The 15544-nt window shown below is 61.6% G+C and carries 16 protein-coding genes and 1 pseudogene; 8 read left to right on the forward strand and 9 right to left on the reverse strand.

Features of this window, described 5'->3' with window-relative positions; all coding sequences use genetic code 11:
• Positions 1-12: 12 nt before the first annotated feature.
• On the reverse strand, positions 13-642 hold the full coding sequence (locus ACTHQX_RS06010) for a hypothetical protein (RefSeq protein ID WP_440156227.1): 630 nt from the start codon (positions 640-642) through the stop codon (positions 13-15).
• Between the two features lie 102 nt (positions 643-744).
• Here ACTHQX_RS06010 and ACTHQX_RS06015 point away from each other — a divergent pair.
• Together ACTHQX_RS06015 and ACTHQX_RS06020 are read left to right on the forward strand one after the other, a co-directional pair.
• Positions 745-1149 (forward strand): annotated as a pseudogene (locus ACTHQX_RS06015) (DUF6226 family protein); the annotation flags it as partial.
• 98 nt (positions 1150-1247) lie between these two features.
• A complete protein-coding gene (locus tag ACTHQX_RS06020) occupies positions 1248-1523 on the forward strand; it encodes a DUF6226 family protein (protein WP_440156229.1) in 276 nt (91 codons plus the stop codon).
• A gap of 89 nt (positions 1524-1612) precedes the next feature.
• Here ACTHQX_RS06020 and ACTHQX_RS06025 read toward each other — a convergent pair whose 3' ends face one another.
• The 3 genes from ACTHQX_RS06025 to ACTHQX_RS06035 all read right to left on the reverse strand — a co-directional run bounded on the left by ACTHQX_RS06025 (position 1613) and on the right by ACTHQX_RS06035 (position 3624).
• Positions 1613-1786, reverse strand: a complete 174-nt coding sequence (locus ACTHQX_RS06025) for a hypothetical protein (RefSeq protein ID WP_236808430.1) — start codon at positions 1784-1786, stop codon at positions 1613-1615.
• 532 nt (positions 1787-2318) lie between these two features.
• A complete protein-coding gene (locus ACTHQX_RS06030; protein WP_440156231.1) occupies positions 2319-2537 on the reverse strand; it encodes a hypothetical protein in 219 nt (72 codons plus the stop codon).
• Between the two features lie 379 nt (positions 2538-2916).
• A complete protein-coding gene (locus ACTHQX_RS06035; RefSeq protein ID WP_440156232.1) occupies positions 2917-3624 on the reverse strand; it encodes an AfsR/SARP family transcriptional regulator in 708 nt (235 codons plus the stop codon).
• Between the two features lie 413 nt (positions 3625-4037).
• Here ACTHQX_RS06035 and ACTHQX_RS06040 point away from each other — a divergent pair, with 413 nt between their 5' ends.
• Positions 4038-4304, forward strand: a complete 267-nt coding sequence (locus ACTHQX_RS06040) for a hypothetical protein (RefSeq protein WP_440156233.1) — start codon at positions 4038-4040, stop codon at positions 4302-4304.
• Positions 4305-4419: 115 nt separating this feature from the next.
• Here the strand turns inward: ACTHQX_RS06040 and ACTHQX_RS06045 are convergent, their stop codons facing one another.
• The 4 genes from ACTHQX_RS06045 to ACTHQX_RS06060 all read right to left on the reverse strand — a co-directional run bounded on the left by ACTHQX_RS06045 (position 4420) and on the right by ACTHQX_RS06060 (position 9159).
• On the reverse strand, positions 4420-5181 hold the full coding sequence (locus ACTHQX_RS06045; protein WP_440156235.1) for an O-antigen ligase family protein: 762 nt from the start codon (positions 5179-5181) through the stop codon (positions 4420-4422).
• 23 nt (positions 5182-5204) lie between these two features.
• On the reverse strand, positions 5205-5759 hold the full coding sequence (locus tag ACTHQX_RS06050; RefSeq protein ID WP_440156236.1) for a DUF3090 domain-containing protein: 555 nt from the start codon (positions 5757-5759) through the stop codon (positions 5205-5207).
• 686 nt (positions 5760-6445) lie between these two features.
• Complete coding sequence (locus tag ACTHQX_RS06055; protein ID WP_440156238.1) at positions 6446-7858, reverse strand: ferredoxin reductase; 1413 nt, start codon at positions 7856-7858, stop codon at positions 6446-6448.
• On the reverse strand, positions 7855-9159 hold the full coding sequence (locus tag ACTHQX_RS06060) for an aromatic ring-hydroxylating oxygenase subunit alpha (protein WP_440156240.1): 1305 nt from the start codon (positions 9157-9159) through the stop codon (positions 7855-7857). The genes ACTHQX_RS06055 and ACTHQX_RS06060 overlap by 4 nt, the downstream gene beginning before the upstream one ends.
• 152 nt (positions 9160-9311) lie before the next feature.
• On the opposite strand from ACTHQX_RS06060, the gene ACTHQX_RS06065 reads away from it, so the two are divergent.
• The 3 genes from ACTHQX_RS06065 to ACTHQX_RS06075 all read left to right on the forward strand — a co-directional run bounded on the left by ACTHQX_RS06065 (position 9312) and on the right by ACTHQX_RS06075 (position 13147).
• Entirely contained in the window at positions 9312-10244 is a 933-nt protein-coding gene (locus ACTHQX_RS06065; RefSeq protein ID WP_440156242.1) for a LysR family transcriptional regulator, read from the forward strand.
• 396 nt (positions 10245-10640) lie between these two features.
• Positions 10641-12479: a sensor histidine kinase gene (locus ACTHQX_RS06070; protein WP_440156244.1), complete on the forward strand. Its 1839-nt coding sequence runs from the start codon at positions 10641-10643 to the stop codon at positions 12477-12479.
• Entirely contained in the window at positions 12476-13147 is a 672-nt protein-coding gene (locus tag ACTHQX_RS06075; RefSeq protein WP_440156246.1) for a response regulator transcription factor, read from the forward strand. The genes ACTHQX_RS06070 and ACTHQX_RS06075 overlap by 4 nt, the downstream gene beginning before the upstream one ends.
• Positions 13148-13194: 47 nt before the next feature.
• On the opposite strand, the gene ACTHQX_RS06080 is transcribed toward ACTHQX_RS06075, so the two are convergent.
• The gene (locus ACTHQX_RS06080) at positions 13195-13611 is read right to left on the reverse strand and encodes a hypothetical protein (protein WP_440156248.1); all 417 of its coding nucleotides are present in this window, start codon (positions 13609-13611) and stop codon (positions 13195-13197) included.
• Between the two features lie 317 nt (positions 13612-13928).
• Here ACTHQX_RS06080 and ACTHQX_RS06085 point away from each other — a divergent pair, with 317 nt between their 5' ends.
• Positions 13929-15095, forward strand: coding sequence for a patatin-like phospholipase family protein (locus ACTHQX_RS06085; protein WP_440156249.1), 1167 nt, complete (start codon positions 13929-13931; stop codon positions 15093-15095).
• Positions 15096-15111: 16 nt separating this feature from the next.
• Positions 15112-15501, forward strand: a complete 390-nt coding sequence (locus ACTHQX_RS06090) for a hypothetical protein (RefSeq protein WP_236808476.1) — start codon at positions 15112-15114, stop codon at positions 15499-15501.
• Positions 15502-15544 lie beyond the last annotated feature (43 nt).

The following is a 15544-nucleotide window of genomic DNA, read 5'->3' on the forward strand; positions in this document are numbered from 1 at the left end:
GCTCCATCCGCGTCACTTGCGGGGCGGCAAGACGAATTCGATGCACTTAGGGCTGCTGGAATCGCAGTTCTCCGGGTAGATCAGGTACACCATCTGATTCAACCGGAACTTATGGTTGGAATCGCGGCACTTGTAGTCACTTGGTGTGACGGTGCTGGGATCCTTGGTGGGCCTCTCGCAGGAGAACTCGTGGGGATTCACGACGTCGCCACCGAGATAGTCGCCGCCGCGAGGTAAATAATCTGTGTCGTCCGATTGGTTCTTGGTAGTGAGGAGTTGTCTGAAGTGTTTAGCCTGACAGTTGTAGGTTTCGTACTTGTCCGACCACACACACCTCATCTTGACAGGCGGCACAGTTCGACCCCCCTCCAGGTTGAACACATTCGCCACCACGGAGACCTTTGAGCCTTTCTTATTATGGTTGGCGGAGGCCGAGTCGGAGCTCGTAAGCGCCACGAAACCCGCCAACATCATCGCCGTCAAGGCCGCAAAGAACAGGGCGGACCACCGTCCCCTCGCCGTGTGACCTGGCTTCGTCATCTCACCCCCGAAGTGAAATGTTTCAACTGGTGGGTTGGAACAAGCGTCATTTTTGGATGCGGTGGACTTAGAAAGAGCCGTTTCCGGCGATGAATCACGCATCACTTGCTCCAATCTGAGGGGCATAAAGTCCCTTCAGAGTGAAGCTATCAAAACCGCCGTTATTCCAGCGTTACTCTTGACGCTTTCCCAACAGGGGGAACTATGCACGGTCCTGTCGTTGGCGCGATCCCGCGAGCGTCTGCTCTCTGGGGTCACAGAAAGCCGGGTTCGGCGTGGGCTCCAAGAACGGCTTGCTCGTCGTGGCTATGGCGCTACCCCGCGGGAGGACAGCCCCGCTGCGCCCGACCGGCCCTGCCGGTCGCGGCGTACTACTCCGCACAGGGCGAACCCATCCCGTATGGGCGGCGGTCGGGCGATGACGATACTCCGGAGATCTCCTACAGTGTGGACAGCCATCCCGAGCGGTTTGCCGGGCTCCACGTCGTCGCCCGGGCACTGATCGGGTACCTGTCTGCCGTGTACGACGTCGGATTCGACAGTGATCCGGCCCACGCGGCGGATCTGCTCAGGGATGATCAGGACACGGTGGAGGCGGTGCGGGTCACGTCGCGGAGGCCCGGCACGGCGCCGGTGACGTTTGTCTTCACCGGGTATCCGGGAGTTATGGTGTGCACGCGGGGGTGTTGCATGACTTCTCGTTTCCGGTGTGCGGCTGTGATGCATGTGACCAGACCGCAAGGTCCGAGGCGGACCGGTTGGAATTGCTGGTGTTGGCGGTGGCCGGTGGCAGTTACAGCGAAGGCTATCCGCTGGGCAGCCGACGATGGATGGACTATGGACTGACTGCGGTGGACGGTTCCGCTACTGAAGGCGGCCGCAGCGAATCCGGCTCGGTGTCAGTTGCACGGCTTCGGGACGCAGGGACCCGGCTCCGGGACATCGTTGACGGATGGCGCCCCTGGCCCCTGCGCGGGACCTGAACCCGAGACAAGCCCGGACTCGGGCCCTTCTGCCCTGACGTCGAGCAGCGCTGGTCCGCCGGTCCCGCGGTGCAATCCGGGGGATGGGGTCAGTTCTTGCAGGTCACGTTGAGGTGGAAGGGTGCGTCGCTGAGTCCTCCGCTGAGGTTTTTGGTTGCGATGTAGACGCCTTTGCTGCTTACGTGGCCGCCTGCGGTGAAGACCAGGTGTGGGCGGAAGACCAGTTGGTCGCCTGGGTGGCCGATGATGGCGGTGTAGCGCATTTGCTGACGTTGGTTTTGAAGGTGACCTCGTAGCGTACTAGCCCGAGTCTGGTCGCGGACTGTGCCGTGCCGCGGATCAGTGTCCGGTTACAGTCCATGCGCGGCCGCCCCTAAGATCGACCACGATGATGTTCGACGTGCGTGCGCGCTTCAGTCCCTTGATGATGTGTTGCGCCGGAGTCTCCGATAACTGGGTTGGGTGTGACGTTCGGAGGCGCGAGAACCAGATTCCGCGCTCCGGCAGCGGCCGTGAGCGCCACCTTTACCTGCCCGACTTCGACGGAGCCGGCCGGCTGCGCCGATGCCCTCCAGCAGAAGCAGCACGATGGGGAGAACGGTGAGGCCGACGATGCCGAGCAGCACCCACCAGGTTTCGACCTTGTCGAAATGCAACAGCTCGCGGAGCATGCCCCAAGCCGCTAACAGTGCGACCAAGACGAGTAAAGGCGATGAGTATGGTAAGGGGTGGTTCAAAGGGCCAAAAACGTCTGGATGCGGTGCGGCGTCGTGTCTTGCTTGTGGTGACCACAGATCAGCTACCGTGCTCGGGCGGCAAATACGCCAGCAAAACAATCGACAGGTAGCTATGCCGGGCCGGGTAGGGGCCCAGATTTGATCTCAGGAACGTCATGTCGATCTTGCGGATGGCGGCGCCGAACGCCGCCGGACTACCGATTTGGATGTACAGAGCGTTGTACGATTCATCGAGTCCGGGGAACGCCTGCGGTTCGTCGTTGGTGCGACCCGACATTCTTTGCTGTGATTCCGACTTGGATATATCAACCGCCCTGCTGCAACTCGCTCTGAGCTTTCCTTACGGTGGCCAGCCCTGCAGTGCTACGAGGTGGTTCGCGGGATTCTTCTCTGTGTCGTGGCTGACGACAACCGTTGGAATGAGTCTTCTTCGAAACCCGCTTGCACGTCAGCTCGGGGGAGCCGACGTCGACAAACATACTTCTGATCCGAGACGACATGAACGAGACGACAAAGCATCGGGGATGTGGGCTTGACGGTTCAGCTCCCGCGACGCGGGAAGCGCTCCCGACGCCTTGCCGCACGCGAGCTGCGATCCCTCGGGGACCCGTAGATGGCCCAAGCGTGACAGAAAGGGGACGGGGCGACCTACGTCGCTATACCCGGATACGCTGCGCAAGCCTGGAAAGATGCCTTGAGGGCTGCACGCCGAGTTCGGCGGCCAGGAGTGCCTTGAAGGATTCAAAGACATGCAGTGCTCCGGGGCGATTACCAAGCTCCAGTTCGGCGTGCATCAGGAACCCGATGCTGGTTTCGTGGAGGGGCTCGAGTTCGAGTGCGTTTTGAGCGGCCTCGGCAGCCTTTGCAGCTTCCCCCTGCTCGAGCCATCGGCCTGCGTGCAGCACCAAGGCGCGCAGCCGGATGTTCCGTAACCGGTTTTGCTCGAGTACGACCCAGTCTTCATACCAGCCGGGGAGCAGCTCAGCGCGCTGCAGTTGCGATAAACATCCATCTGGGGCAGAGCATGATTCTGATAGCTCACAGGCCCTGAGATGGTCGAGAAATTGGTGGAGGTCCACGCTCAGGCTGTTCGTCAAGGAGAGAATCGGGCCGTCGGCCACAATCAGTCCGGGACTTTGGCGCGACATCAGATGCACGCTTACGCGCAGACTTTCTAAGGCGCGGACTTCAGGGCTGTCCGGCCACAGGAGTCCGCTGAGATAGCGGCGGGGGCGGGGGCCGATTAGCGCCAACGCGCTGACCAGCCGCTGCTGTCTGGACGGGACATGAATTTCGGCTGGCCCGCAAAATAGTTGCCAGCGTTGCAACAGCTTCAGCTGAAAGTGGGCGCCGTCCTGTTCCATTAAGTCCCCCAACGCGGCTGCCGGCGACCCATGAGACACTTTGGTTGGTCCGCTGCAGAGGCGCAGTATGACGGCACCCATCTGGGGCCGCCGCTGGTTGCTATCCGTTCCTGCTCATCACCCTGCACCCCAGCCTACCGGCGCCTCAGGAAGGCTCCATTACCTCCTTCTGGCTACGAGTTCTGCCAATCGACAAATTATCTCATCAGAATAAAGAAGAAAACTAAAATTGCGTCATCGCGCGATTCCGTCAACGAACCTAGGGTGTTCGGTGCCCGTTGCGTGTCAGCTCCGACACGAGTTGAAGGCCGTCGCAGCTGCATATCTTGTGCCCTTCTTGATTGTCGGCGTCTCGAATCTTGAGGCAAATGTGGCAGCGTCCTAATGAGAGCTTTCTACCCTTCTTGTTGTGGATGGAAGGGCAGAACGAAGATGAGCGATCTCAGGGGAAAGGCAAGGTGCGTGCTGTGGCTTTGGTGACGGACGACGGGGTAGTCGGAGGAGGGGAGGCGACCATGGTGATCAACGTGTGGTTCGAAGCCGGTCATGCCTTGCCTTTTCGGGCGCGTCTTACTTCGACTACTGGAGGTGCGCCTGAAACGGTGACCAGTTATGCCGCAACCCGTGAGGCTGTTCTGTCCAGTGTCGAGAAATGGCTCCGCAATCTGCAGAAAACCTAGCCAGAGAAAACATGCCGGTGCGAGCACTCGTTAAATCTCTAAGCGGGACCTGGGCGGGGCCGCGGGCCGCGGGCCCACGGGCGGTTCTAAGGCTGTTCCGCGCTTCATCCCTTCCTCATCGATGGCCCTCTGCATGGGGCCGGTGAAAACGGCTGCGCGGCCGGTCAAAGCCCTGCGGGCTGAAAAGTTCTTGTATCTTGGCCTTGGAGGTAAATGCGAAGTCGCGGATGATCTCGACATTGCTCCACTGGCCATCTCGGCCGCCGAATCGTCGGACGTCGAGCTTGCCCTTCCCGTCGACATTCGCCAGCCCCCCCGCGGGCGGGCCTAGGTCAGCTTTTTCGCAGTGCGTGGGTGTGTGCGCTGGGCAGATCCGCTGCGGGCGACCGGAGGCCGGAAGGTGTCCTGTCACGCCCATGACGGTCAGGGCGGCGGCGGTTAGCGTGAGCGCCGTGATCCGAAGCGTGAAGTCAGTCAGGCCGGAGACGAGGAGGGCGAGTGCGGCGGACTGGGACCAGCGATTGCAGTCGATCGGTCGGGGCACCGATCGGAGGGCAACGACGGCCACGGCGAGTGTGAGCCCGATGCCAACAAGCCCGTACTCTATTCCCCACTGCCGGATCTCGTTGTGGGCATGCGTGGTGACCCGCGCGCCAGGGAAGCCAGGGGAAAAGGGTGCTGGCGCCGGTCCCTCGCCCAGCAGCGGATGGTCGGCGATGCGCTGCAGCGATTCCCGCCAAAGGTCAGGCCGGTCCTGGTGATCCTCCATGGCGGTGCGCCAGATCACCGCCGTCACGCCGACGGAGAAACCTGTCGCTGCAAGCAGGCACCGTAGCCATCCCGCGTGGACCGTGGCGAAGCCGAAGAGAAGTGCCATGGCAATCAATCACGGCGTCTTCATTAGACCTCGGGAGGAGTGCAGATATGTCCGTCGACGTCTACGGGGTAACCGCAGAGCGGGCATATGGGACGTCCGGCGTCTACTACCTTACGTGTGCGCTTGGCGAAGGCGCGAGCGGTGCCTACCGGCATCCGTACCAACAGCATTTCAGGTACTTCAGCGCCGTCGTGATCATGGGATTCGCTGTTGTCACCAGTGTCGACATCGGCGATGTGGTAAGCCTCTATGACCACATGCGCCGTCGTCGGATCCCAGCCTAGGCTCATCGCGCCGGTGCGAAACTGCTCCTGAACGGGTTCGAGTGGATCGTTGTCGACCAATTCGATGGGAGTCCTGCTGGGAACACTGAAGCGGTTGCCTTCGACGGTGATGAGCTGATCGAGAATCTCGTCAATTTTCTCGGCGAGCAGAGCGGACTGCTGCTTCTCCAGAGCAATAGAAACAATTTGCGTCCCTGAGCGTACCTGCAGATAGAACGTGCGCGCGCCAGGAACGCCGACGGTGCCGATGACGACGCGATCAGGCCAGACAAACTCGTGAACACGTGTAGGCATGGCAGTATTTTAGGCGCCATGAGGTGCATTAGACGGTCCATTGGCCCTGCCATTCCAGGTCCCTGCTCGAAGACTGTGTAATCCCGCGTACTCGGCACCGAGGAAGCATCCCGTATTTAGGCGGCACGGTCACACTGGTTGGGAGTCCTTCGCCGGGCGAGAAAAAAGCAAGAAGTAACCCGAAGAGGTCAATCGGCTGGATATGGGCGGATTGCGCTCCACGTCCACCTATTGGTTACGAGATGATCGGCACGCCCGCGTTGGATGCCGGTGGAGGCAAGCCATCGCACCATGCGGTCTCCGAAGCGTCCCAGGGCTTCTGCGAACTACGGTGTTGCGGCCGCGGCCGCGAGCCCGCCGCTATATTCAGCGGCACCAGGACGGTCCTGTTCGGGTCGACAGTCGCTTCAACGCAAGAGCGTCCAAGGGCCCGTCAACCGTCATTAGCGGCCTGCCATCGCCACCACTGACAATGATCCGATGCACCGCCCCCGAACTTCCCCTCCGATAGTGGCCGGTTAGAACCTAGGACTTTTCGATAGGGCAGGTCAGGGAACGGCGATTTAGTTTCTAATCTGACGGCTTTTGAGCGGCTGCCTGACGTCAGGCGGGGGTGTACTATCCACTTGTATTCTTGCCGTGACAACAATCCCTGATGCCGTCAGGCCTACAGCAGCTGGAAGCGGTTAGGCATCGATCACCATATCGGTCCGCGCGGTGGAGCAGCAGGGCAGGAACTTGCCGGCATCGATTTCCCGTGCTCGGATCCCGCCCTGGTGGTTCATCTCGACTTCCCCGGAAAGCTTGACGATCTTGCAGGAGCCGCACATCCCTTCCTTGCAGTTCGCGCCGATCCTGACGCCTGAACGTTGGGCTACCCCGAGGATGTGTTCGTCGGGGTCGATGCGTACATTGATGCCGGTGCGCACGAAGGACAGGGTGAGGCTTCCCGTTCCGACCGTGTCGAAGCTCGAGGCATCAGGGGACACGGTCTCCGGCCCCACGTTCGAACTTCCGTCGGGGGCTTCGGAATAGGGCGCCGTGTCCATGAGTTCCAGCGGCAGCCCCGTGGCCTTCAGGGGTCCCTCGGCGTTGTAGCCGGGTTCGTAGAGCCCGAACGCTGTGGGCTGGCTTTCATAATAGTCCTCGGCGGAATCTGCGATTTCCTCGGCGATTTCCTCGGCAATGTCCTCTGCAAGCGCGATCTCCGCCTGGTATTCAAGGAGCGTCTGGCGATCTCCCGAGAAGAATTCCATGTTGATGGAGGTGTCGTCGACGCCGACCTTCCCCAGTAGCTCGGTGGCGGTGTTCAGGTAACCCTCGGGGCCGCAGGCATAGACCTGGCGGCCATTGGCATCGGGGGCAACCTCGTCGAGCATGGCCGCCGTCAGCCTTCCGCTGAGCCATTCCCACCCTTCGGGTTTGCTGCGGTCACCCAGCGCGTAGAAGACCTTGACTCGCGAGTCCACGGAGGCGATGTAGGCAAGCTCCTGGTGGAAGGCATATCCTCCGGCCTCCGCTCCGTGGTAGAGCACCACGACATCGGCCTGTCCGGGCAGGGAGTGGATGGTCCGCACCATCGACATGATGGGGGTGATTCCTGCGCCGGCGGCCAGCAAGAGGTACCGTGCCCGGCGGTCGGCGTCAGGCAGGTGGAATGCCCCGACCGGTCCGAGCATCTCGAGGACGGTGCCGGGTCTGACGTTCTCGTGCACCCAGGGTGAGACGAGTCCAGTGGGGTCGCGTTTGACTGTGATGTTGAAGGTCCACGGCTGGGTGGGCGAACTGGACAGCGAGTAGCTGCGGTCCACCGGATCCTGGTCCTCGCCGTTTACGGGAAAGGCGACGTTCACGTACTGGCCCGCACGGAACGCCAGGGGCGCACCGTCGCAGCGGCGGAACACGAAGGTCATCATGCCGCCCGCCTCGGGAACGACCTCGACGCATTCCGCCGTGAACTCCTGCGGATGCCAGGGGCCCAATGCGTGGGCAGCGCGGGCGGGTCCCTCGGTGCTGCCCATCACCCTGTTCCACGGCATCTCAAGGCCGCGGATGCGCTGTGGTTCCTGGATTGCCGTGTCGGGGCGGAGTTCAATCATGCCAAGTGCTCCTGCACACGCTGTACGTACCAGTTGATGAACGCCTCGACCTGGTATTCGCTCTTCATGTAGGGGCCGGGCTCGTAGGCGGGGCTGCTGGCGCCCTTCTGGCACAGCTCCACGAACGCCTTGTCCTGCAGATTTGTCTGCTTCCAGGTGTAGGTGAGTTTCTCCAGATCGTAATCCACGCCTTCCACGGCGTCGTCAGCCACCAGCCAAGTGGTGCGTACCAGTGTCTGGTGTTCGTTGACGGGGAAGACGGCGAACGTGATGACGTGGTCCCCGAGGAAATGGAACCAGCTGTTAGGCTGCAGGTGCATCGAGCAGCGGCCAAGGCGGAAGTCCCGCAAGTCACCGAGCAGCTTCTTGGAGAGCCTGCGCCCATCGGCCGAGAACGATTCGCCCTCACCGTCAAGCGATTCCCGTGAGATGCGGATTCCAGCTATGCGCGTGTCGAGCTCCTCGACGACCTCATAGGGAAGGCCATAGCGCCTGCAACGCTCCTCGAGCGATGACTGCGCTTCCTTGTTACGGTCCCACACTTCCTCGAGATGGGCCGGGACCAGGCCCTCCGTCAGGCCCCAGGTGGGAAAGAGGGAGCACGCGAGCTCCGGGTGGCCGTCGCAGTGGTAGCACTCACGGTTGTTCTCCATGACGAGCTTCCAGTTGCCCTCCTCGATGATGTTCTGCTGGTAGGCGATTTTCGTCTTCGACAGATCGTGGGGCGCGAGGTAAGGCTCGAATATCTTTCCGGTTTCGTCGAAATCCGCCGGCGGTTCGTCCGCAATGCAGACGAAGATGAGTCCGGCGAACACGCGGCTGTGGGCGCGCTTGAGGCCGAAGCAGCCCTTGTCGAACTTCGTTTCCCCCGGTGCCGAGGCATGGATCAAATCTCCATTGGGGGAGTAGGTCCAGGAGTGATAGCCGCATACAAGATTTCCCGTCGACCCCGCGGGTTCCGTCAGGACGCGGGCGCCCCGGTGGCGGCACACATTGTGCAGGACGTTAACGCCGCCGTCGTCGTTGCGCAGAACGATCAAGGAGTAGGGTCCGTAGTCGACGGTGACGTAGTCGCCCGGCTCCGGGAGCTCGGCGATGCTGGCAGCAAAGATCCAGTGCTTGCCAAAAATTGCCTGCATGTCGATGTTGAAAATCGTCGCATCAGTGTAGAAGGGGGCATCGAGGGAATATCCCGCGCGCCGGAGATCGAACAACTCGGTGATTTCCGCCAGCTGCTCGGCAGGCAACGATGAAGCGAGTTTTCCGCGCGAATTGAGGGGCAAGTTCACTGGAACAGACATGGGTTTCCTCCCGGGGGGCCTGGGTAGCGTGCGATTCGTGGGGACCACGGGTGGGCAGCTGGCGTTGTCGAACGTTTCTAGTTACGAGATTAAGGAGGATGGACCTGCAACAAAAGCGCAAGATTTAGGAGATAATGGTGCACAATAGGTGGATGATTGATCCACGGCTCATAACACTTCGGGTGTTTGCCCGGTGCGGCACCGTTGGCGCCACCGCGGAGCTCACGGGTTATTCTCCTTCCGCCGTCTCCGCACAATTGCGGGAGCTCCAGCGCGTGCTTGGAATGCAACTGCTGACTAAGGACGGCCGGGGCGTGCGACTTACTGCCACGGGCCGCTTTCTCGTGGCTGGCTCGGACACCCTGATTGCGGAATGGGAGAGCCTGCGCGCCGCGGCTATGGAGGCCGGCGACCAGGTCCAGTCCCGTTTTGGGCTCGGTGGATTCTCCACGGCGGCCGCCCAATTGCTTGCGCCGCTGGCCGCCACGCTGCGCTCGACACGCCCCCTACTGGAGGTTCACGTACTCGAGGCCAACCCGGCCCGCTGCTTCGACTTGTTGGTCGCCGAGCGAATCGACCTCGCGGTTGTCGTCGCGATGCAGTCCGACACCTATGGTGAGGACGATCCGCGCTTCGAGCAGACCGTTCTGCTCGACGATCCCTTGGACGTGATCATTCCCTCCAACCATCCACTGGCATCGCGGGAGACGGTGACGCTCGAAGAGCTGGCGTCGGAACCCTGGATCACGGAGGCGACCGGTTCCACCTACCATGCCCTATTCACCGCGGCGTTCACGGCAGTCGGGGTGACGCCGCGGATTGCCCATGAGGCCGTTGAATGGGAAACCCAGATCGCCTTCGTTGGTGCGGGGCTGGGCGTGGGCCTGCTGCCACGGCTGGCGCCCCTGCGTAGTGCCGAAAACGTGGTTCGACTGCGCATTACTGGCAAGGGGAAGCCCGCGCGCCGTATTGTCGCCGCGGTGCGCAGGGGCAGCATCGCATCGCCCCTGATCCAGGAGTCGCTCGGCATCCTGCAGGTCAGGGCCAGTCATATCCTCGCCGCCCGACCCGAAGACGATCTCTGAAATCGCATGGCGCGATTCGTTGCCGACGGGCCAGCAGGTCCAGAAGGTGGCGACACGTCCGCGGCGGCCGCCGTTCTTCGCCGCGCTAAACGGGCCGCCCACCTAGGAGACAACCGCAGGACCCGCGAATAGGTGTATTGCGGAGCCTGGCACCCGATGGTACAACGGAGTCAGCGCCGACTAGGTTGGCGGCGCTATGTCTTTGCAACCCGGGCTCAGGAAAAGTTCCCGCGAAAAACACGGAGTTGGCCTGCTCCCTCCGTTATCTCAACTAGCCATATGCCTTCTCGTAGCGGTCCTCTTTGAGGGAATCTCAGCAGGGAGATTGGCGGAGGCCATGGATCTGGTCTTCACCATAATGCATCCACCCTTAGGCCAGGTTCGAGGGGAGGTGTAATGACTCCACGCCAGCTCATTTGTGTGTTGGGGGTAACCGCAGGCGTCCTTGTCCTTGTCCTGGCTTCTGTTGACTGGTCGCCCACGGCACTTCAAGATCCCGCACGAACCATAGGCCTCAATGCCCAAGGCGTGGTCCGATGGGGCGAGAACCGGAACCGGGCACCGTTCTCAGCTCTTGAGTTGACGCTGTTTATAGGCGTGGGGCTTGCTTTCGTGGTGGCCGGAATCACCGCCTGGCATAGCCGGCCGGCGCGGAACCCGGGCGTGCTGTTGTGCGCTGCGGGCTGGCTATGGCTGGCGGCGGGTATACGTCGCTCCAGTGACCCTCTGGCTTTCACGCTCGGGGTGACACTCACGCTCATGTATCAGCCGCCTTTGCTGCATCTGGCGCTCAGCTTTCCCTTGGGAGTGCTGCGCACCAGGGCCGAGAAGGCTGCGGTCGGTTTCTTCTTCGGTTCGTGGCTGGTGGCCTCCGTTCTGGGTTGGGCGTTCTTTGACCCGCGATTGCACGTTGCGGAGGGGGAGTCCACGTCCCAGAACCTGCTGCTTCTATGGGACAACGCGGAGATCATGACCAATCTTGGTAATGCGATCCGCACGTTCCAGATCGCGGTGGGAGTCGCGATCGTGGTGGTTCTCGTCGGCCGGTGGCGCACAGGGACGAAAGCATACAGGTCGTCATTCTTGCCCCTTTGGCTTGCGGTCATCGTAAAGACGGCGGCCACCGTATGGGTGTCGCTGGCTGTGATCCAGCTGTCAGGGTCTTTGTCCATCGAGGCGCTACTCTGGCAGTATCCGGCAACGGCAATTGTGCCGCTCTCAGTTCTGTTGGGGCTTTGGCGCTACAGGTTTGCGCGGGGCACCCTGGGCGATCTGATGGTGGAAGTCGGCTCCGCCCCGATGAGTGACAGGCTGGTGGCGGCGCTACGCCGGTCCGTTCACGATCCAACCCTCACACTGCTCCGTTGGTTACCGGACAAGGCGTCCTTTGTCGACACCGCGGGAATCCCCCAGCCGTTGCCGGACGGTTCAACTGGGCGCGCCTCCATGGTGTTGGAGCGTCACGGGACACCGGTAGGGGCATTGGTTTTTGACGGCGCCCTCCAAGACCAGCCGCAATTGCTTGCCGCTGTGCGTAGCGCAACTTCCTTGGCACTTGAAAACCAGCAGATGGAACAACAGCTCAGGGAGCAGCTCGTTGAGGTCCGCCGGTCCCGGGAGCGGATCGTCACGGCAGGAGACTCCCGGCGTCGTCAGCTCGAACGGGATCTTCATGACGGCGCCCAGCAACGACTGGTCGCGGTGTCCATGGAGCTCGCCCGGGCCAAACGCGCGACTGATCCTCAGGAATTACGAAGCCTGGTCGAGCAGGCAAGGGCCGATCTTTCGGACGCTCTTAATGAACTGCGCGAATTGGCCAGGGGTGTCTATCCTCCTTCGTTGCGGGAAAGGGGTTTGGCGGGCTCCATCACCGCGCTGGCCGAGCGGTCAACATTGCCGGTGGAGCTGGATCTTCGGTCATGCAGCGGGCTGCCGGCTCACGTGGAGTTGGCCGCCTACTTCATCTGCGCCGAAGCCGTCACCAATGCCACTAAGTATGCGGAGGCGTCCTCGGTGCGAATCTGCATCGACGCATGTGAAAGAGAGTTGCGAATGGAGATAGTGGACGACGGCATTGGTGGTGCGCAGCCCGGCCCCGACGGCGGACTGCTGGGGGTTGCCGACCGGGCGGCGGCACTCGGCGGAACCTTGTCAATCGACAGTCCTGATGGTCGTGGTACGACAATACGCGCCATCCTTCCTTTCTCCACGGACCCGGAAAGCGACCTGCCATGACACTGCGTGTTGCCATTGCTGATGACTCGGCTTTGCTGCGCCGAGGACTGTCCGCCTTGCTGCAGTCGGAGGGACTGGAAGTCGTGGGCGAGGCTTCCGATGGAGCGAAATTGCTGGACGTGATTGATACACACGGTGCCGATGTCGCAGTGGTGGACATCCGCATGCCTCCCACGTACACGGTTGAGGGCATCCAGACCGCTGAGACCATAAAAAGCAGGTACCCCAAGACAGGCGTTCTCCTGCTGTCCCAGTACGTGGAGACGGAAAACGCGATGTCACTCCTGAAGAACGGGGCCAGAGGGCTGGGTTACCTGCTCAAGGAACGTGTGTCTGATGTTGACGAATTCGTTGACGCACTCCAGCGCGTTTCTGCTGGAGGCACGGCCATCGACCCTGATCTGGTGACACGGCTCGTGACCCGCCCACATGCAGGTCACACCCCAGGGGATGACCTCACCAGCCGGGAGCGGAGTGTCCTTGAACTCATGGCCGAAGGGCGCACCAATCAGGCAATAGGAAAGTCACTTTTCCTGGGCGAGCGGACCGTAGAGGCTCATATCCGAAGTATCTTCCTCAAACTCGACCTGAGGCCTGAACCCGAGGACCACAGGCGCGTGCTTGCCGTCCTCACGTACCTTCGGGGCGGCGGACTCCGCCGGGCATGACGAATAGTCCGCCAGACGCGTGGTTCCGGCTTGGGAAATCGCCGCCATCAGGCAGCGAACTCCACTTCCGCTGAAACGTTGTCGGTGGCTTCCCTGGCCATCTCGGCCGCCTTCAGCGGTGCCAAGAGGAGGGACCGCTGGGTCGCGGACAGCGCATGGGGCAGCGCCATTGCCAGATGTGCCAGGTGCAGCGCGGCCACGATGTAATGGGTGCCCGCAGCGCCTCCGAGCGATCGCACCACGCTGGCCCTGATCCGTTCAAGGCTCGGGGTATTCCCGTGATTGGCCAGAGCGATCCTGGCGAGCATGTGCTGCGGGTGTCTCTGGACACGCTTGTCCATCTCGGCCACAGCCTGCAGCTGGCCCGCGGTCCAGTCACCGTCCAAGGGCATAGCGGGATCCTCCGCAACCGTGCACAGCGCCAGATGGATCGCGTTGACCGGTGCAGGTGTTGTGGACAACATTGGCACATTCCTTCGGACTGCTGGGGCCTGGCAATGGAACCTGTCGGTAAATCCTTGCCGTTTGATATGTCGATATTGCCTTCGGTCGGGTCCGGTCAGCATCCGTGCCAGTACGCATTTTGGCGGGAAAGAGATTGAACGTCCCGTTCCATGCGCCGCCGGTCGGAACGAAATTGCTGCCGTTCCCTCCTGGTAGCCGGACCTGCACCAGGATCCACGCCTCGCACCGAAGAAAGCGGCGTCAACGCCAGCGCTGCTTAGCAATCTGCGTCCAGCTAGCATGGTGTTACTCAGCTCGACACGAGAAGAGGCGTCAGATGCCCTACCAAATACTGACTCGGGACCAGCATTTCCTCAGTGATGGTACGCCGAAGCGCATTCTTTCACTCGACGGCGGCGGGCTGAGGGGCATTTTGAGCCTCGGTATTTTGGAGAAGATCGAGGGCCTGCTACGCGAACGCCATGGCGCCGGCAGCGACTTCCGTCTTGGCCACTACTTTGACTTGATTGCAGGCACATCCACCGGGGCGATCATAGCGGCAGCCCTTGCCCAGGGCTGGAGCGTCGGCGAACTCACGGACAAGTACTTCAGTCTCGGGCGGCGAGTCTTTGAACGAGGCCTTCTCCGTCAAATTCTTCTGCGGGCTAAGTACGACGAGCAGTCCCTGGTTGCCGAGTTGAAGGATGTCTTCGGCTCGGACACGACTTTGGGCGGTCCCGAGCTGCTGACCGGCCTGCTGATAGTCATCAAGCGCTTGGACAGCGGTAGCCCTTGGCCGGTGTCCAACAACCCCCACGGCAGGTACTTTGTCGCAGCAAACAACGGCAGGATGGGAAACGGAGACTATCCCCTCTGGCAGGTTGTCCGGGCTTCCACCGCCGCGCCGTCCTATTTCAGACCGGAAACCATCTCCATCACGGGCGGACGAAATGTGAGCCCCGTGACTGGCAGTTTCATCGATGGTGGGGCCAGTCCTTTCAACAACCCTGCACTTCAGGCCCTTATGTACGCCATTGTGGAAGGTTACCGAGTGGGCTGGGAGACCGGTTCAGACAAGCTGCTGCTCGTATCGGTCGGTACAGGTGCGGCCGATCCCGCTGTCAGCAAGGCCAAACTGACGGCAAGCCACGCCCTGCGGGCGCTGAAATCTGTGCTGCAGGACTGCGCGGTTCAGCAGGAAACAATGCTCCAGTGGATGTCCGCCAGCCCAACGGCAAGGATCATCGATCGGGAACTGGGCGGGCTGGAGGGCGATCTGCTACATGGTGCGCCAGTGATGAGTTATTTGCGTTATAACGTGGACCTGCGGCCGGAGAGTGTGCGGACGCTGGACGGAACCCTTACGGCAATGGACACCACCGCGCTTAGCGCCATGGATGCCCCGGGCAATATGGAGGTCCTGCACCGGCTGGGCAGGCTGGCCGCGGCACGGGATGTGCGGGACACTGATTTTGGTACGGTTTTCGACCTGCCACCGGCGTAAACGGAAGGGACGACTCATGAGCGAGCTCCGCCGCTACAGACGCCTACCGGACCAGTACGTCGTCGCAATTCCTTTGCGCCTGGACACCGATGGGTTCAGCTACCGCAAGTGGGGCGGCGAGCAGCAATGCAAGCCTGGTGACTGGCTGGTGGACGACGACGGCGACATCCACACCGTCGACGCGGACGTCTTCGCTGCCACCTACAGCCAGATCCGCCGAGGTGCCTACGTCAAATCCACCCCCGTTTGGGCCGAATTTGCCCATGAGGCGGGCAGCGTGGCCACCAAGGAAGGCCGCACCAGCTACAACAAAGGCGACGTCATCGTGTTTAACAACGAAGACGGGACCGACGGTTACGCCATGACCGCCGAAAGATTCAATTCACGCTACGAACCCGACGAATGAGGTTGCAGGACTGGTTAGCCGGTCAGCGGAACAACCAAGAAAA

Origin of the sequence: Arthrobacter sp. SAFR-023 (assembly GCF_051965295.1) — a bacterium.
Taxonomy (GTDB): Bacteria; Actinomycetota; Actinomycetes; order Actinomycetales; family Micrococcaceae; genus Arthrobacter.